General features: G+C 37.7%; 15 protein-coding genes. 5 read left to right on the forward strand and 10 right to left on the reverse strand.

The window, feature by feature from the left end:
• Positions 1-31: 31 nt before the first annotated feature.
• The gene (locus tag AC13EX_RS24820) at positions 32-1,090 is read right to left on the reverse strand and encodes a FecR family protein (RefSeq protein WP_482894734.1); all 1,059 of its coding nucleotides are present in this window, start codon (positions 1,088-1,090) and stop codon (positions 32-34) included.
• A 128-nt stretch (positions 1,091-1,218) separates the two neighbouring features.
• Positions 1,219-1,818, reverse strand: coding sequence for an RNA polymerase sigma factor (locus AC13EX_RS24825; RefSeq protein WP_482894735.1), 600 nt, complete (start codon positions 1,816-1,818; stop codon positions 1,219-1,221).
• A 298-nt stretch (positions 1,819-2,116) separates the two neighbouring features.
• Here AC13EX_RS24825 and AC13EX_RS24830 point away from each other — a divergent pair, with 298 nt between their 5' ends.
• The 3 genes from AC13EX_RS24830 (at position 2,117) to AC13EX_RS24840 (ending at position 4,936) form a co-directional block, all read left to right on the forward strand.
• Positions 2,117-2,989: a cysteine hydrolase family protein gene (locus AC13EX_RS24830; RefSeq protein WP_482894736.1), complete on the forward strand. Its 873-nt coding sequence runs from the start codon at positions 2,117-2,119 to the stop codon at positions 2,987-2,989.
• 89 nt (positions 2,990-3,078) lie between these two features.
• Positions 3,079-3,561 carry a hypothetical protein gene (locus tag AC13EX_RS24835; protein ID WP_482894737.1) on the forward strand — a complete coding sequence of 161 codons (483 nt, stop codon included), beginning with the start codon at positions 3,079-3,081 and terminating at the stop codon, positions 3,559-3,561.
• Between the two features lie 118 nt (positions 3,562-3,679).
• Positions 3,680-4,936 (forward strand): 6-bladed beta-propeller, encoded by a 1,257-nt coding sequence (locus tag AC13EX_RS24840; RefSeq protein WP_482894738.1) that lies wholly within the window; start codon positions 3,680-3,682, stop codon positions 4,934-4,936.
• Between the two features lie 181 nt (positions 4,937-5,117).
• Here AC13EX_RS24840 and AC13EX_RS24845 read toward each other — a convergent pair whose 3' ends face one another.
• The 3 genes from AC13EX_RS24845 to AC13EX_RS24855 are packed head-to-tail and all read right to left on the reverse strand — an operon-like array spanning position 5,118 to position 6,958.
• Positions 5,118-5,915 (reverse strand): TPM domain-containing protein, encoded by a 798-nt coding sequence (locus AC13EX_RS24845; RefSeq protein WP_482894739.1) that lies wholly within the window; start codon positions 5,913-5,915, stop codon positions 5,118-5,120.
• A gap of 6 nt (positions 5,916-5,921) precedes the next feature.
• Complete coding sequence (locus AC13EX_RS24850; protein WP_339717031.1) at positions 5,922-6,356, reverse strand: TPM domain-containing protein; 435 nt, start codon at positions 6,354-6,356, stop codon at positions 5,922-5,924.
• Between the two features lie 11 nt (positions 6,357-6,367).
• Positions 6,368-6,958, reverse strand: a complete 591-nt coding sequence (locus tag AC13EX_RS24855) for a LemA family protein (RefSeq protein ID WP_482894740.1) — start codon at positions 6,956-6,958, stop codon at positions 6,368-6,370.
• A gap of 1,509 nt (positions 6,959-8,467) precedes the next feature.
• Here AC13EX_RS24855 and AC13EX_RS24860 point away from each other — a divergent pair.
• On the forward strand, positions 8,468-9,355 hold the full coding sequence (locus AC13EX_RS24860; protein ID WP_482894741.1) for an IS1595 family transposase: 888 nt from the start codon (positions 8,468-8,470) through the stop codon (positions 9,353-9,355).
• A 1,033-nt stretch (positions 9,356-10,388) separates the two neighbouring features.
• On the opposite strand, the gene AC13EX_RS24865 is transcribed toward AC13EX_RS24860, so the two are convergent.
• From AC13EX_RS24865 to AC13EX_RS24880, 4 genes are read right to left on the reverse strand one after another with little or no spacing between them, the layout of a single operon-like run.
• Complete coding sequence (locus AC13EX_RS24865; RefSeq protein ID WP_482894742.1) at positions 10,389-11,411, reverse strand: aldo/keto reductase; 1,023 nt, start codon at positions 11,409-11,411, stop codon at positions 10,389-10,391.
• Positions 11,412-11,422: 11 nt separating this feature from the next.
• Positions 11,423-13,270, reverse strand: a complete 1,848-nt coding sequence (locus tag AC13EX_RS24870; RefSeq protein ID WP_482894743.1) for a TonB-dependent receptor plug domain-containing protein — start codon at positions 13,268-13,270, stop codon at positions 11,423-11,425.
• A complete protein-coding gene (locus AC13EX_RS24875; protein WP_482894744.1) occupies positions 13,260-13,697 on the reverse strand; it encodes a phosphoribosyltransferase in 438 nt (145 codons plus the stop codon). The genes AC13EX_RS24870 and AC13EX_RS24875 overlap by 11 nt, the downstream gene beginning before the upstream one ends.
• Positions 13,698-13,755: 58 nt before the next feature.
• Positions 13,756-14,286, reverse strand: a complete 531-nt coding sequence (locus tag AC13EX_RS24880; protein ID WP_482894745.1) for a hypothetical protein — start codon at positions 14,284-14,286, stop codon at positions 13,756-13,758.
• 742 nt (positions 14,287-15,028) lie between these two features.
• Between AC13EX_RS24880 and AC13EX_RS24885 the strand changes: the two genes are divergently transcribed.
• Entirely contained in the window at positions 15,029-15,937 is a 909-nt protein-coding gene (locus AC13EX_RS24885) for an NAD(P)/FAD-dependent oxidoreductase (protein ID WP_482894746.1), read from the forward strand.
• A 142-nt stretch (positions 15,938-16,079) separates the two neighbouring features.
• Here AC13EX_RS24885 and AC13EX_RS24890 read toward each other — a convergent pair whose 3' ends face one another.
• Positions 16,080-18,494 carry a hybrid sensor histidine kinase/response regulator gene (locus tag AC13EX_RS24890; protein ID WP_482894747.1) on the reverse strand — a complete coding sequence of 805 codons (2,415 nt, stop codon included), beginning with the start codon at positions 18,492-18,494 and terminating at the stop codon, positions 16,080-16,082.
• Between the last annotated feature and the right edge of the window lie 594 nt (positions 18,495-19,088).

Below are 19,088 nucleotides of genomic sequence, written 5' to 3' on the forward strand. Positions count from 1 at the left end.
TTTTTTACAGGTTATGTCATAAATTACTTTTTCATTTGAATGTAATGGTTACTTTTTTCTGTGCTATCTCGAAGTCGAAGCCATAGGCAAAACCTAAGCTTTCTAAAACATTGCTCAAATATTTGTCTTTAAATTCGCCTGAAATGGCTATTGTGGAAGATGGCGTGCCATTGAATCCTATTTCCACTCCATACCATCGCTCGAGTGTAATCTTAAACTCCGAGAATGAAACATCTGTAAACTTTAGGGTGCCATCCTTCCAAAGGAATGCAGTTTGTCTATCGAAGTTCCTTTTTCTCATTGGACCATGCCCCTCCATGATTACCTCTTCCCCAGGCTGGAGTAGCAACGATTCACTTTCCAATTCTTCTTTGAAAACTTTCACTTGACCAGTAGCCAATTGTACATTTACCCTGTCATTGTCATAGGAATTAATATTGAAGGAAGTTCCCAAAGCAGTGGTAACAAGGTTACCGCTAAATACCCTGAAGGGCAATAAACTATCTTTAGCCACCTCAAAAAACGATTCGCCATTTAAAAAAATGTCTCTGTCAGCTTTTCCGAAATCGTTTTTGAAGCGAATTTGACTTTCAGCATTCAAAATTACAGTGGACCCATCAGGTAAATGAATTTTGGATTTTTGACCTTTGGGATTTGATTTAGTGATCCATTTGGCTCCTTCCTGAAGCATGGCTCTGTGGTCTATCTCTTTTTCCGTGGAGTTTTTTAATTGTAAAAACCCTACAACAGACACTATTAACAAAAAAGTAATGACAGCGGCTTTTGCACCATATCGATGAATAGAATAATCATTTGATTTTTTTTGTTTTGGGTGTAGAGGAATGGTTTTTTTATTGATCCTTTGTTGTATTTTTTGGTGCAAAACCCGCTCCTTTTCTGCATTCCAGTCATTTCCTGGGAGATCTAGTTCCAAAAGAACAGCTTTGGCCTCATTGAAGACTTCAAGCTTTTCTGGATTTTCCGTTAGCCACTTGTTCCATGACAAGCCACTTTCTGCATCATTTCTCAACACCCAATTCCGGAAGGAGGTATCATCAATAAAATCATCTATGGCGTTGAAATCGTTCATTTGGGATCTTTAACAACAGAGAGCGATTTATGAGGAAAATCTCATCTCTTGATCCAGAAAATAATTAATAATTACATAAAGTATAATTTATTCAGTATTTATTTCACTTATATTAATTATATGGGGTATTATTGAATAAATAAAAATATCAGTCCGCCAATTTTAATTGATCTTCTTGAAAAAGGCAGGATTTTTTTTAATTTTTTTAAGCCTTTAAATATTAAATTGTATATCGAGGGTACTTGCACATTCATCAATTTTGAAATTTCGTCATAGGAAAGTTCTTGGATATACCTTAAATAAATGGCTTCTTTTTGCCTGAGGGGTATTTGATCAAGGGCCAGGCTGATTTTATTTCTGGATTCCAGAATTATTTGATTCTCATCAAGGATTTCTAAAAAGGACATTTCCCATTTAAATTTAGAATGTACCTCTTCTAAGGATTCTTTTTTATTAGATATCTTTACTTTCTTGATAAGCTCTCTACGAAAACAAGCAAATAAGTAAAATTTGATAGAATTTTTAATGCTTATATTCTCCTTCAAATCCCAAATATGAACAAACAAGTCTTGGATGACATCTTCTATTAAGCTTGTATCTTGAGTAAATTTGTGACCATATTTATAGAGATCTTTGGAAAAGGTCTTATAAATATAGGAAAATGCCTGTTGGTTACCGGATTTGATCAGGTACCATATTTCAACTTCCGGGAGCGAAGAAAAATCCATTTTACAGAGTATTATTTTGGGTTAAAGACTAATCGAATGAATGATTACCAAACTATATACTTAAAATTAATTAATGAGCAAAGATATTTTATATAATTGGTTTAGTTCCTTTGAATAATTAGAGTAATACTTTAAAAGATCAAAATTTTAGCAAAGGAAATTTGAATCATTACAGGTGGATGTGAAAGTAGTAAAAGGTAAAAATTCCATAGCATTTTATTTTAAAAGGTTAAAGTAATAACGTAAATTGGAAGTAAAAATTGGTATGAGGCCATTGTTCTACTTAATATTCCTTTGTTTGCCAACTTTAATTTTAAGTTGCCAATCTGCTCAGAAAGAGGAGCAAAATTCCAATGCTGTAAGTGAGGTTAAAACGGTATCAATTAACCTAAGAAAAAAAGTAAAGTCAGAGACCGAAGCTAATAGCTGGGAAACGGTTGAATATACTGAATCTTGGGACCCTAAAAGGTCGGCAATCATTGTGACCGATATGTGGGATAGGCATTGGTGTGAAAGTGCTACACAAAGAGTGGGCGCTTTAGCTCCGGTCATGGATAAAACCTTGCGAAATGCCAGGGAAATGGGAGTGACCATTATCCATGCTCCAAGTGGAACCATGGATTTTTATAAAGATGCACCGCAAAGGAAGGCAGCAATGGAAATTCCAAGTCATAAGGCTCCAGAAGGTTTTCCTATCAATGATTGGTGCTATCTGGATGAAAACAAAGAAGCTGCCCTACCCATCGATGACAGTGATGGTGGTTGCGATATGCCTTGTTCCGATGGGAAGCCTTGCGAAGAGATGACTGCTTGGTCCAGACAAATTGAATCTATTGGTATTGAGGAGAAAGACTATATCACTGACCAGGGACAGGAAGTTTATAATATTTTGGTTGAGAATAAAATCGATAATATAGTGGTGATGGGAGTACATTTAAACATGTGTGTATTGGGAAGGCCTTTTGCCATACGTCAATTGGCTAATCTAAAGAAAAATGTGGTTTTGATGAGAGACATGACAGACACCATGTACAATCCGGAAATGCCTCCTTATGTAAGTCATTTCGAAGGTACGGATTTGGTGATCGACCATGTAGAAAAATTCTGGGCACCCACCTTGGTAAGTTCGGATTTTACCGATGAGCCAGCCTTTGCCATTAATGAAAATTAGATAAAATATATGCTGTAAATATTCAGTTTATGAAAGCAATTTCCATATCAAATCAATAGCATTGACTTCACAAGGCAATTTAAAACAAAATGGAATTTACCCCAATTTCAATAAAAGAATATGTTAAAAAGCACTTGAAAAACAACCCAAGTGAAAATGAGAAAGATTTAAGGAAGCGCCTTGAAGCGGCGTTAGCAGATTATAAAGAAGGCGTTAAATGTTCCTGTGGAAATGACATTTGGGTTATAGGTGCCGCCACTGTCGGAAATAGTTGCTTTACCTGTATCACTGGAGAAAGCGACCCAAACAATGATTATGAAATTGAATCCGCAATAAAAAAGAATAAATCCGCTGGTCGAAGGCACATAGACGAAATCCCTCCTTCCGAAATAAATGGATTCTTTGATGATGATGGATATGAGATTAGTACTGATTTGATACAAAAACCATCTTTGTGCATTACCTGTGTCCATAATGACAATCCCCAAGAGGAAATACTTTGCAATTTGACACGAATTGACCAAAAAGATGCAAAGGAGTTTATTTGCTTTGGGTATAATAAAAGTAAATAAATTTTGAGAGGTTTTTTATCCAATGCTAAATTCAATCAGGGCATAGATATTCACTAGTATGTTAACAATTGACATCCTATTATGGATTGATTAAATCTATAAAAAAACGACAAAGAATATGCCTATCACTACAAGCTCTTTTCCTCCACTAAGCCTTCATAAAGTATACTTCAACTGTATTTATCGTTGGTTTTGGCTATTAGGAGGCTTGATTTTACTTTTAACTAGCAGCTGCAAACAAAAAAATCATGTTGAAAAACAGGAGGGAGGTTTGGCCATGGTTTCGGTAGACCTTTCTCAATCTCGAACCGGTAAACTGTCTGAATTTTTTGAGCCGGAAATCTCCTATATTTGGTTGGCAGATGATTCGGAGGAAGCACAACTTAATGCGGGCTTAAATCAAATAAAATTTCATGAAAATAAAATTTACATTCTTGATATTTACAATTGCAAGTGCATTTCAATTTTCAATAAGGCAGGAAAGTATATAGGAAAGATAGATGCTTATGGAGAGGGGCCCGGTGAATACCTGGACTTTGATGCTTTGACATTTGTAAATGAGGAACTGGTTTTGTTAGGGGTTTACCCTAGAAAGATAATGTGGTTTAACCTAGAAGGGGATTTTCTACGTGAATTGATCTTGAAAGATCGCTTTGGGCCGGGTGTGTTCTCTGTATTTGACAATCGCTATTATTTGTACAGCTCTGCAAGAAATTTAGGAGCGTTTTTTATCCAAACCTTGAATGAAGATTTGCAGGATACCATTAATTTCTTGCCATTCTACTCCGATAGACTTGAAAGTGAGATGTCTGGGAGAAACTATTTTCAAAAAAGCAAGCAACACCTTTATTTTGGAATGACTTTTTTAGATACAATTTTTCAATTTGAAAATCAACAAATGATTCCCATGTTTATTTTTGACTATGGAAATTATGGTCAAGACTTGGAAGAATTAAAGGGCTTGGAAATAAGAGACAGACTTAAGCTTATTAATAGCCGAGCAAAATTATACTTCCGAGGGCGATACTATGTTTCCGAAAAACAGCTTTACACCATCTTCAGTTACGAAAAGAAAGTTTACAACCTATTTTATGACCGGGAGAAATCACAAACTCATGTTATTGAAGACAAACTAATAAACGATATCGATGAAGGGCATGATCCAAAGATAATAGAATATGGTTTTGAAGCCGGGAAGGTGGGGGTAAGAATAGCTGGTAAGGACCTTTACCAAGCATTGGTAGAAAAGAATAAGCTAATGGGGCAGGTAGATTTTGAGAATTGGGCGAAAAACAAAGGTAGAAACTTTGCAAAAACAGCTTTGGCGGCAAAAGACTCTGAAAATCCGGTGCTTATTGTTTATACACTAAAGTGACCTTTTTTTCCTCTGGAGAAGTGCTACTATTGATAAAGTAAGTCGGTAAGTGGGATCAAAATAGGAAAACTGCATGGGTTAAACTATTGAATCAACAAGTATCAGACTGTGAAGTAATGTTTTGATAATCAAACGACCTTGGCGGTATTGTTGTTTTATTACAACAATACCGCCAAAATCTTTACCAGCTCCCACCGGCGCCACCACCACCGAAACTACCTCCACCAAAACCGCCGAAGCCACCGCCTCCGCCACCAAAGCTGCCTCCTCCGGAAGAAAAATCCCCGAATTTACCTCGACTCCCTCCGAGCATATTGGCAAGCAAAAGGGTGGTGAAGAAATCTACTCCGCCTCTTTTTCCTCCCATATGGTTGTTGTTGTCATTTCGGTTTCTGATCAGGGTAAGGATTACAAAGCCTACAATCAATATTAAAAAGAGGGGTAAGCCGCCGCCGGGATTGTCTGAAGAACCTAGGTCCTCTGCCTTATATTCTCCGGATGCAAGTTTAAAGATCATGTCAGTCGCCTGATCCAAACCGGTAAAATAGTTTTCTGTTCGGAAGTTGGGGATAATCATTTGATCTACAATTCTTTTTGCCAAGGCATCCGGAATTGCGCCCTCCATCCCATATCCTGTGGCTATAAATACCTTTCTATCTTTCATTGCCGCCAGAATAAGTACACCATTGTCTTTGTCTGCTCTACCGATTCCCCATTGATCGCCCAACTGAAAAGCGTAATCACTAATGTCGTATGGTCCAACAGAATTGATCAAAACGATACTTACCTCAGAAGAGGTACTGTCATTATACGCTACTAGTTTGCTTTCCAGCTGTTGAACTTCCTTGGCTGAAAGGGTTTTTGAAAAATCATTTACCAGGCGAGGAGGGTTTGGCTTTTCAGGAAAATCCCCTTGAGCCCAGCTGGCCAATGAAAGTACCAATAATAAAAAGGAAAGGAAAAGCTGTTTTTTAATCATGATGTCTTATTCAAAGGATATTTCGTCAGGGAGTTCATTGATGTCTCCTTCATGGTCATAGGGGAAATGCTGCTGTAGTTGCTTGCCTGACATTTCTATGCCTATTCTAAGCCCTTCAGTATAGGCTTTTGTCTTAAAATGAACAAGCATTTTTTCTTTGATATTTTCCCAAAAGTCTTTGGGAACTACCTGGTTAATTCCTGCATCTCCGAGAATGGCAAACTTATGGTCCACCACAGCAAGATAAAACAGCACAGCATTGCGTTGGGCTGTTTTATGCATTTTGAGTTTTTCAAACACTTCAGCAGCCCTGTCAAGCACATCACCTTTGCAGTTGTTTTCGATATGCACTTGAATTTCCCCAGAGGTTTCCTTTTCGGCATTCTTGATTGCTCCAATGATACTTTCTCGGTCTGCCTTACTAAATAATTTTTCGGCCATAAACGTCCTATTTAAAATTCTACCGTTGGGGCATTTTCTGAACCTGCTGAAGCTTCGAAATAGCCTTTGGTTTCAAATCCGTACCATCCAGCAAACATGTTGTTTGGGAAAGTCCTCAGGTTGGAGTTGTAGCTTTGCACAGATTGATTGAAATTTCTTCTTGCTACCGCAATTCTGTTTTCCGTTCCTTCCAGTTGCGCCTGCAGTTCAAGGAAGTTTTGATTGGCTTTCAAGTCAGGATACCTTTCTACAGCTACAAGAAGCCTGCTAAGTGACCCGCTCAATTGATCCTGTGCACCTTGGAATTTCGCGATGTTTTCAGGAGTAAGGTCCTCTGCCTGCAAATTAATTGAAGTCGCTTTAGCACGTGCTTCGATAACGCCGGTAAGGGTTTCTTGTTCAAAGTCTGCATAACCTTTCACAGTATTGACCAAATTTGGAATCAGGTCAGCCCTTCGTTGGTATTGGGTTTCTACTTCAGCCCATTGACCGTTGATGGTTTCTTCGGTTTGTACGAAAGTGTTGTACACGCCTACCGCTTTGGAGTAAACAATGAACCCGATCACAGCGATGATGGCTATAGGAATTAATATTTTTTTCATGGTAAGAATATTTATAAAAACAATGAAGTTATATGACGTAAATTTTGACTTGAGGTTTCCCTGAATGGGTGATTTTTCAAGAAAGTCAGTACAAAAGAAGCAGATTTCGCCAATTATGACAAGCTTTTGCTTAGAGAAAGCAAGAGCAATTCCAAGTCAAGCAGCTCACTACACTTTGGACAAGTCCAGATTATCGCTGTATCCCATAAAAACGAGCTGCGATGCGCTTTTCCCCTGCATTCCTTGTTGTGAATATCAAAGTTACCACATTAAATTTAGAAAACAGCCTAAGCCAAAATAAGGCTTTTTTTAGGATAGAAGTGGATTATAGGAAAAGGCTATGTATTAAGTGGTTAGGGGATACTTTGCCACTGGAGTATGAGCTTGTCGAAGACAGCGGAACCGAAATATTAATAACCCCACACATAGGTTGCTGAGCGGAGCCTAAGCAAGGGAAGACGATGACAATTATTACAAATGGCCACTAAAAGAATCCTTTTCTAAATTCAATTAAAATTAGAGCTTTAGAGAGATAAAGTGCTTAAGTGAAGCATTTAATATATAAATTCTTTGTGCGGCGAATATTATTATGATAGGGATCAATGGCAGAAAAAATCTTCCATCCCAATCGACGGTTGTTATTCCTACTATTAGGATATGAAGTACTAAGTAAATTAAAATGAAAAATTTTACAAAGTTATTTGTGATGACTATCTGCCAAAGAGCTAAAATATTAATTGGCAAAAGTATAATTATATTATACAGATTGTGTTTTAAAGACCAATAGGGCCGTATATGCATTAAAAAAAAGTATATTTTTTTTAAAAATAAAATGCACCAAAATTCGAAATTGAAGAATATAAAATGAATTAATCTTATTAGTGGAGGGAATTGAGGGGGCAACAGATTTAATTCTGGAACAGTATGGGTTAGACTATTGTATTCTGCCTTTTGAGGTAGGCTTAAAATATTATAGATTATTTCCCCAAACTGATAGTTTTCAATGATTTGAAAAGTTTCAATCATCATGTTGATTAGATCCCCTATCATGAAATAAACCAGGAAAAAAGTGATTATTTTGATCCTCAGATGCCATTTTGAATGTAACCAAAAATACAAATAGGCTGTGCTAGCTATAGATAGTATAATTACTATGCCTGTGGGTTTAGAAAATGTGGTTAAAATTGTAAAAAACACACTAAGCGCTATGTTCGTAACGGTGAATTTTTTTTGAATAAATGTTTTAGCCAAAAAATAAAAAGTAAATACGATATTGTTGAAATAAAAAGATTCGCATAAAATATATGAGTTCCAAATACTGATTTCAATAAATACTAAAAAAAGAACGCCTCCAATTAATGGAGCAGGAGTGGTTCCATGAAAAATTTTAATTGTTTTATATAGAAACACTAACCCAAATAGGGAATATAAGTATTGAAATAAGATTATTGAATAAGGCGCTTTTTAAATGGTATAAATAGGGCTATATTGCTAGTAAACGATGAATTAATGGAGAAGAGGTATAAGAGTCTATCAATATTCGAATTTCAGAACAGGTTCCCCGATGATAAGTCATGTTATGAATATTTGGCTAACATGAAATGGGATGATGGATATGTTTGTAAAAAGTGTAGCCATACTCACTATTGTAAAGGGATTAATGAATTTGACAGACAGTGCACCAAATGTGGTCGGCTAGAGTCCCCAAAGTCTGGCACCCTTTTTCACAATTGTAAATTCTCTCTTCTTAAAGCATTTTATATCGTTTATTATGTTTCTACGGATAAGAATGGTGTCAGTAGCGGCGAATTGAGCCGGAGACTCGAACTCAGACAAAAAACCTGCTGGCTTTTTAAGCAGAAAGTGATGAAGGCGATGGAAAGTAGCCAGAACTTCCCAATGATGGGAAAAGTAGAAGTGGACGAATCCTATGTTGGTGGTCAGGACGACAAAGCATTAGGGAGAAACGAGGGAAAAAAGAAAATCATGGTGGTGGGCATAGAAAAGGGATTAGGTGGTGTTTCCCGCTGGTACGGAAGAGTTATAGAAACCGCCTCAAAGGTGAATCTTGGAGGGTTTATGAAAGATCACATTGATAAAGATGCAGAGGTAAAAACTGATTGCTGGGCTGGCTATAAAGGTATGGAAGCCCATTTCCCAAAATTAGTCCGTGAAAAATCAGGAAAGAAGGGACAGAACTTCAAGCAGATGCATCGGGTGATTATGATGTTCAAAGCCTGGCTGAGGGGTACCCACCATTCTGTTAGGAACCTTCAACCTTACATCAACGAATATACCTACAGGTACAATCGCCATAAAATGAAAGAAGGAATTTTTGAAAATCTAATGCAAAGGATGGTGGCTTTGCCACCATATCCGTACAAAGCCTTTATTTGATATGTGCCTTATTCAATAAGATTAAATTTAGTTCATTGTATGAACCGGTAAGTGCATGTACGATAAATATTAAAATCACATATCCTATATACCAAAAATTGTGTTTTTCAATATAAAATCCATCTTCTAAATTACGAGCATAATCTAAGTACCTTGCGGAATCAGTTACGTTTTTTACTCCCAAATGATTAAAAATAAAAAATGAGACGATAAGGAATAGCACCAAAAGAATTAATAAATCACTTGCTTCCTTTTTAATTATACCCATTGCTAAAATTCCCTTAACGACCAACTTACAGTTTTTAGTTGGATTTCTATTTGTGTTTGATTGTATATTTTAACGATAGATTTTTTAAATAGCTTTGCAGTGCACTAAACTAATTTTTCATGCCTTGAGTTAGCATATTATCCCTAAAATACCAAATAATTTGGCAGTAAATATCTGTTTTTTAGCAATGATTCATGGGGAAACATTTCTTTCTAGGAATAGATACTAGGGGTTTACATGCCGGACTTTAGTATTATGTGGTGAAGTTTTGGTTTTCAATGAAATGCCAGTTTTAAGAATTCACTTTTATATCAACTCCGGTTTAAGTCTACAAATCCACTTTATCTATTTATTAATAAAAAAAATGAATTTCAAAAGCAATTTACTTTCTCGATTGACGGATTGCACATTCATTTAAAAATTATATACAGTGCTTATATTTTCTGGGGCACTACACATGCAGAGTGATTCTTGGCAGGCTCCACAGTAAGATGAATCAATAATGTCATTATTGGATTAATTGTAAAATTCAAGGGTGTTTTTGCGTGAGATTACCTCATTCATTTTAACCTGTTTTTTTTCTTTTACAACATTTGAAAAACTATAGTAAATTGATTCTATTTTTGGGGAGTATTCATAAATATCTAAGTGATCATTGACAACCATAAGTCTGCAGTTATTTATTTAGTCATATTTACATTATTATTTTTTTTTGAAATTCGTTAATTATTCCCAAGTACGAACTATATAATCACCTAAATCCCCTTAAACCTTATAATACTCCACCAATTTCCCGTCAAAACCGGATACACGGCTTATCAATTCCTGTCGTTTTTTCTCGTCAAATGCTTTAAACTTTTTGGCAAAATTTATTTTTTCGGTAAGCATATCGGCATGGTCTGCTCCGGTTACCAATACACTTATTGGAAGGGACCAGGAGAAATATATGGCTTCTTCTACTGTCAATACATTCGGTACAATGCGTGGCTTGTCACCACTGTTGAAATGGGTAGTACCCCCAAAAAAGCCACCATTGGCCAGGGTTTTCATGGCACAGGGAGCCATTCCTTTTTCCATTAGTTTTGGCATCACATTGGTAATAAAGCTCTTGTAATTCGGGTCAAAGGCATTGATGGGCATTTGGCAGGCTTCCAATTCATCCGTGCTTTCCAACATGCGCAGGTGGGCATTGTAATCCGAATGCCCTGAGAATCCGATGTGCTTTACTTTTCCGCTTTCTTTTGCCTCCAAGACATAATCCAGGACTCCATTTTTTAATCTGCTGTCCACATCCCCAGGGCTGGTCACCGCATGAATCAGCCAAAGGTCGATATAGTCTGTTTTCATCCGACTAAGGGTACCTTCCAAATGTTCTTGGGCTGTTTTACCATCTCTAGCAGTGGACTTGCTTTGAATAAAAGCTAGGTCTCTGTATTTAGGCGTAAGAAATTGACCATACCTTCTTTCCCCGGTACCAGAACCGTAGGATTCGGCATTGTCAAAAAATCGAATACCACCTTCCAGTGCGCGTTCTATGGTTTTTTCCGCTTCACTTTCCTTCATGCGAGCAATATGCGCACCACCCAATCCAAGCATGGTTACTGATAAGTCAGATTTACCAAATTTACGCTTGGGAAGCACGTCACCCAGCCTGTCCCGCATATAGGGAGTTGGAATGGCTTTTCCTTCTGCATTGATACGAGTAAGGGGCAGCATCATCCCAGCAGTCAATCCGGCCAATGATTTCAAGAAGGCTCTTCTTTGGTTATTTTGGTTATTGTTTTCCATGGTTGATTCAGTTAAAATTTTAGTTGTATCCCACTAATTATATTTATACCCGGCATCGGAAAGCCATTTTCAAGTTGATAGGCATTGTCGAGGAGATTTTTACCTGTGATGGAGGCGCTTATTTTCGGGCTTATCTGATACATGGCCCTAAGATTTATTAAAGTGTAATTTTCACTCCCCACGCTCTCTTGTAGGCTGTTGCGGAGCCCTCCGATGAGTTGCATAGAGGGGATAATGGTGAATTTTTTCACCGTAAAATCTGCCCTAAAGTTCAGGTTATGCCTGGGAGCAAATAGTATGTTTTCACTGACATGCATATAGGCATAATTGAGTACGAAACTCCCTGTGTTAGCGGCTTTATACTGTAGCTGACTTTCAAAGCCCTTGTTGGAAAAGCTACCGGTATTTCGTCCAATAGGAGGAGTGTCCATTGGGTTGATCTGTATCAAATTGTCTCCTTTGGCCATAAATGCCATAAGTTCGACTGCTAGTGTTTTATTAAGAAATAGGGCCTGAAAACCCGCTTCATTGTTCCACAATTCTTCCGGCTGCAACATTTCATTGGAAGTAGGAAAGAGAAAAAGGTCCACAACAGAAGGGCTTCGGAAGGCCTTGGAGGAGGATGCTTTCAAAGTGAGGTTTTTCCCAGCTTGGATGGCTGCTCCAAATCCGGGTAGTAACTTCCCGCCATACTGGGAGTTTTGTACCTGACGAATTCCGGCATTCAAACTCACTTTCTTTCCTAAATCTTGTTGTACATGCAGGTAAAGGTCTGTTTCGTTGACCAAATGCAGCTCTCCCAAGCCGATACGGGCAGGGGGAGGGAGGTTTTCATTGTAGGCCTTTCCTCCAAATCGCTTGTAATCTAAACCTACGGTAATGACTTGTTTTGGAACCAGACTGATGTTTTGAAAGAAGGTGACGCCTTGGTTTTGGTCTTTGGATGAAAAACCGGTTTGAAATTCATGGTCTCCAAAATTATGGAAAAACAACAAGGCTCCTGAAACATTTCCCCAGTCGTTGTTCAGGGACAGGGCAGCTCTTCCCCGCAAGAATTCTCTTCGGTCATCCTCAAGTGGGGCATTTGTAGGTCCTGGCTGGTAATAGGTAGCATCAGCCAATTGGATGTCTCCGGAAAGAGAAAGGCTGGGGGAGAGGGCATAGCTCAATTTAAGGTAGCCCGTGGTGTTTTCAAAACTGTCTCTGGCATCTGCTCTAAATCCCGCAGTACTATTGCGATTCAGAGATACCATGGAATGAAATTTACCTTGTTTGTACGAGGCATTAATGCTTCCTAGGAAGGTTCCATAGGAGCCATAGGCGGCATTGGCTGTCCCATGCCAACCTTCTTTGTGGGCTTTCCGGGTAATCAGGTTAATGGCCCCACCCATGGCATTTGAACCATAAAGCACTGATGCTGCACCGCGCTGGACTTCTACCCGCTCTATATCGGAAGCACTGTAGGCATCGGCAATTGGGTGCGCAAAAATTCCCATGTATTGAGGTTGTCCATCAATCAATACCAATACTCTGTTGTTGGGAGATCCGCTAATGCCGCGAATGCTGATATTTCCTCCTGATCCGGGACCTACACCATAGCCAGTGACACTTCTATCGTTCAATAAAAAACCAGGTACTTGGTAAGCAATAAGTGGTAATATATTATTCTCTCCTGAACGATCAATGGTTTCTCGGGAAATAGTAGATATGGAAGCAGCCACTTTCTTCTTTTGTCGCTCCACTCTGGTGCCAGTGACTACTGCTTCATCAAGCTCTAAAATCAGGCTGTCCCTTTCCTGCGCCAGCAACGATTCGCTGCAGCAAATGAGTAATGCGCAAAAGAGAATCCTAACTTTCATAAATCAATGGTTTAGCGGCAGCATGCCATGGCCAGTGAACGCAGGTTTTAATGTCTGGAAAAAGGACATGATCTGCCTTTCCTTTCAGTACAAAAGTTTTGACCGGGTAGTCCATCAATGTTTTTTTCAACAGCTCCAATGTCATTCCGCTGACCGCTACATCATCTACCAGTAGTATTCGAGATCCTTCTGGAAAGGTAGCCGGAAATAAAGCTAAAAATTCCGGAGATTCCCTATTTGGTTGATTGCAGTCATCCCTATAATTTATGGAGGCAATAAACAGTGGAAGGTCGAGTTGATGGGCCACGAGGCTTGCAGGTACAATTCCTCCTCTACCTATGCCTACGACGATATCGGTGGGGGGGAAAGGGAACCTGGATAGGGCTTTACTTATCTTAACAAAAGAAACGGGCACTTTTGTATCCATACTTGTTTGATTTTAAAGGCAGGTTTTACTTCAGGCCCTTGGGTAAAATGAATGTTTTTTAATTAGCGCCTTTTTGACTAGGGAGGTATTTCAAGCTTAAAATATTGATTACCAATAAAATCAAAATGCCTGAGGTGGCATTTCTTAGAGAAGTGATGAAAAATTGAAATGGTGCAACCTCAATCAGTGGAATTAAAATTAATAAAGCAGATGAGATTGTTTTGGCACCCAAATAGGCCAAGGGAGCAGCAATCCACTTTATCTTTCCCTGGAGCATAAGAACATAAGCCAGAATGGTGAAAAGAACCAGTTCTATTGTGAGAATACCCATTAAGCCCCATTGGGGATTGCCGGTTAAAAGGAAGTTTAAAGGTGGTGCCAAAAGGGCTACAATAAGTGCTACGGGAAGTCTGTAAGCCACTAAAGCAATAAATGGAATATAGAACATGGGTAACAAATAGGCGCCAACTGGAACACCATTAATAGAAGGGGCCAGGTGCACAAGGATTGGGAATACAATGGCTATAGGCAACAACCAGCCAGCTGTTTTCAAAGTAGACCTGTTGTCAGTTTTCAGGATTATTTGCATGATTTCTTAGGGGTTTATTACGGATCATAAATGAAGCAACCATTGAATTTGTAAAAATCAAAAGTGCCCATATTTAATCTGTTGATTTGTAGCATTAATTTAATGAATTCTTTTTGGTTCTCCAATACTGAAGAATTAATTACTGTATAATGATACCTACTTAAGCTAAGGTAGTAATGAGGGGGCATAGAATAGGTGGCAAAGTCATTGTTATGGGTAAAGTCAGGTTTGAAGTTATCTAAAAGAAACCTTAGGAAGCTAACTTTTTTACTTTAAGATTTTGACAACCGTTAAAAGGGTTGAGGTTTTGGTTCCTCTACAACCGGTTCTCGCTGCGGTTACAATACCTCCAATCATTTGGGATTTTTATTTTTATGATGTAAACAAGGTATCCGAAACGAATAGGATGTTTTTTTACTAGAGGCCTATAATACTTGGCTCCCCTCTCAAGCCTTGAACAAATGAGTACTTTCTGAATGCCCAAATTTTCCTATTTTTTGATATTGGCTATCGGACGCTTAATTCATAAAACTTCTTTAATTATTACTTTATTACGCTTGTAAACTCAAATCAAAATAAAATAATTATAATTGCAACATTGTTGCAATTATAATTATTTTATTTACTTTTGCCAAAAGTGTAAAGAAAAAACTGTGAAGGTGGAAATATTAAAATCCGTTCAATTGGCTAATTATGCCTAGGCTTTTATATTTCACTTTCCTTTTTTCAAAAAATCAATCGAATGGCACAACAAACAAAAGATTTTGAAGTAATAATTATAGGCGGGGGTTATGCAGGACTTTCTGCAGCGATGGCACTAGGACGATCTCTTAGAAAAACTTTAATAATAGATGCGGGAAAACCATGTAATCGTCAAACGCCGCATTCCCATAACTTTTTAACCCAAGACGGGAGTACGCCTCAAGAAATATTAGCAATATCTAAGAGTCAGGTTGCTAAATACAATACCGTAACTTTTTATGAGGGCTTGGTAATTACAGCGATCAGACTTTTTGAAGGGTTTGAAGTCATTACAGGCAATGGGGATGTCTTTTATGCAAAAAAGTTAGTGATTGCAACAGGAATAAAAGACATAATGCCTGGAATAGAAGGTTTTGCCCATTGCTGGGGCATATCAGTTGTGCATTGCCCATATTGTCACGGCTATGAAATAAGAAATAAAAAAACTGCCATAATGGCCAATGGGGACATTGTTATTCATCTCGCTTCATTGGTCAACAACCTAAGCAAAGACATAACGATACTTACTTCAGGTGATAAAACATTTGATGATCAACAGAGGCATAAATTAAGTATGCATGGCATTAAAATACTAGAAAAAGAGATTTCAGCAATTGAGCATGAAGCTGGATATATGAAAAACATTCAGTTTAAGGATGGAAGTAAGGAGGCATTTGATGCCGCTTATGCCGCCATTCCATTTAAACAAAATGCTATACCTGTTGATTTGGGTTGCAAACTTACAGAACACGGGCACATAGAAGTGGATCCAATGGGAAAGACTTCCGTGGATGGGGTGGTAGCCTGTGGGGATAACAGTTCTATGATCCGTTCCGTGGCCATGGCCGTATATAGTGGAAACATGGTAGGTGCTGTTATCAATCACGAGCTAACCCAGGAAGGTTTTTAATAGGATTGGAGCATTTATTGGCAATTTAAATGCTGAATTTGTTTTTTTTGGAACCTGCATGGCACTAATTTTTTTCAATTGAAATCCATGACTGACTAAAATGAATGTTTTAAAGTTTGCTTTGTTTGTTCAAGACCTTCGCCTATTTATGGGGTATTTCGGGGTCTCCTAAATAAATCGCTTTTTTGATTTTATTGTAAAGTTCTTCTTTATTAATCGGTTTGGTCATGTAATCATCCATGCCAACTTCCAAAACCCTGAACCTTGCTTTTTGTGTCACATCAGCGGTAACTGCAATAATCGGCACTTTGCTCATGGATGTACCAGCTGCTCCGACACGAATGGCCGTTGTGGCCTCGTACCCATCCATTACAGGCATTTGTAAATCCATCAAAACCACATCAAAAGGTTTGACCTTTAGCAAATCGATTGCCTCTTGCCCATTGTTTGCGATCTCAAAACTTGAGTTTTTCCAATTGCCTATTAAAACTTTCAATACCATTTGATTGAGTGCATTGTCTTCTACAATCAGTATCCTTTTGTATTCCAGATCAAATACACCTGATTTTGCGTAATCAAACGAATTGGCTCCATCTCTGTTTTTTGGAAGGGTTTTGTTTATCTGTAGGCTCACCGTAGTTCCAACCCCTTCTTCACTTTGAACCTCAATTTTGCCCTGATTTAAATCTACCAAGGCTTTTACAATACAAAGTCCCAGCCCTAAACCTCCAAATTTTCGTTTATCGTCATTCTGCCCTTGCGTAAAGGACGCGAAAAGTCTTTCCAGTTTTTTCTCTTTAATTCCAACACCGGTGTCTGTTACCTGTATATTTAACAATACTTGATCATTAGGTATCTCAATGGCTTCTACTTTGAAGCGGATTTTACCTTTTAGCGTGAATTTTAAAGCATTTTTGAGCAGGTTTTGAATTATTTGCTCCATTCTTCTTTTGTCCCCAATCAAAAGCTCCGGAAGGTTACCCACCTCTTCAAATATAAATTCGAGCCCATTGTCCTTTGCTTGTCTTTCAAAGGTGGCAGCAAGTTGATGTACCATTTTTTTCAAATCAAATGGTACTTCCTCCAACCTTAATTCCCCTTTTTCAATTTTAGAATAATCCAAAACATCATCAATGGCTCCAAGTAAACCCATGGATGAATATTGGATTACATCGAGGTTTGAAATTATTGATTCTTCCTTATTTATTTCCCTAATTGACTGTGTTAAACCTATAATGGCGTTTAAGGGTGTTCTTAATTCATGACTAATATTTGAAAGGAAATAAGATTTAATTTCATTGGATTCCTTTGATTTCTGTAAGGCAATTTCTTGAAGTTTTCCTTTTTCTGATTTTAAAAGCCTGATTCGATTAGACATGGCCAATGAGAGAAAAATTATTTCAACACCTGTACCTATTTTAGAACCGTTCTCTGTAAAAAAGGAATTAGGGATCAAACTGAAATTGTTGAAAATTAGGATGAAAAAACCTACGGTAAAACTAAAGATGGCTAAGGTGAAAAAGAAATCCAGTTTTTGGCCTTTTACAAAACTGAGTAAAACAGTAGTAATCAACACCAACAACAATAGGAAACTAAGCAAATTTACAGCAGGATAATAAATAGCCTTTCCATTGGGGATAAATACTACACAGATTAAAAGTATCACCAGGGCGCTCAGCAGAAGGTTTAAAACTTTGTTTGACCCTTTACTCCATTTCTTTACATTGGTATAAATCTGTGCATACCTGCCAAAAGCCATTGCTGAGAGGGTGCCAGTAATGAGTATGGCGTTTTTGTTGAGCCAGCCCGATGCTGGATTGATGTATTGAATGAAATAACCATCTAATGACATGTGAAGCAAAGCCACAGAAAGCACATAGACACTGTATAAAAGAAAACTTTTTTCTCCAATTCCAAAATAAAAAAAAAGGTAAACTGCTCCGGCCAATAGTAAAATCCCATAAAATAAACCGTGAAACAACTGTTTTTGATAGGAACTTTGTACCAGACTTGTTGGGGTATGTAATTCCAGTGGCAGGTTGATTACCTCTCCATCACTTTGGTAATGTACATACACTTGATAAACTTTGCCGGGTTTTAAATCGAGCGGAAAAATAATTTTCCGGTGTGCGAAGCTTCTTTCTTTAAAAGGGATCAGGTCCCCGTTGTTCAGTACTTTAAGGGGTTCTCCCTCTGTTACTAAATATAGGTCCACATGGTCTGTGATTGGTCTTCCTGTTTCCAAAAAATAATGAAGTAGGTTCTCAGATATGTTTTTAATGGAAAGCCTTAACCAATAGTTGCTTTCTGTAAAGCCAAGATTGGTAGATGGCCCTTCGATTGGTTTAAATTTGAGGGTGTTCTCCTGATCCAAAAACTCGTCAAAGGTGAAATAATTGTCCCCTACATTTGTGATTTCTGCATATTCATAAAGTGAAACAGCAAGATTTGCATGCTGATCCTTGGCCTGAAAAGGTCTTGATACATAAGAAAATGAATCAAAAGAATAAAAAAATGCAATTAGTCCTAAAAAAATGAGCTTAATAGTTTTATTCATAGTTTAAGCAATATAAATATTGGTAAAAGTACGTCTAAAAAAACTAATTAACCAATGGTATTATACCTTTACATAAAGATGCATTTTGTTGTAAGTACCATTAATTCAGTAGGATGAGGAATACCCCCATACTACTGGACTTAGGGTTCAGAAACGATAATTAGTCGGGCATGGTTATAGGTATTCCAAAATCCATAAGGAACGAAGAGGCAGGAATAAACTATACCTGAATGGGTAGGAGGAAATTGATATGTTATTTCAAATTAAACCCGAAATATGCAATAGACATTCTATTAAGTGCTGAAATCGATTTAAAATAAGCCACTTCGTTGCTGTTTGAAGATTTCACCATAGCGGTGCTATGCTAAAATCTTCAAACAATCTGATTGTCTTGCGATTGCAACACTTCCCGTAAACACGGGACAGGCTATTACGAATCCTATTATACATAATCCGGGTTAAAACAACAGTAGATTTATGGCACAGGTTTTGTTCCTTACGGTTTTTACGAAATGAAAATAAAGGTTGGAATTGCTAACATTTTTAATCTTAAAACGTAATTAAATTCACTATTATTAGATCATACATTGTAAA

This window comes from Cyclobacterium sp. L-R (assembly GCF_056859355.1).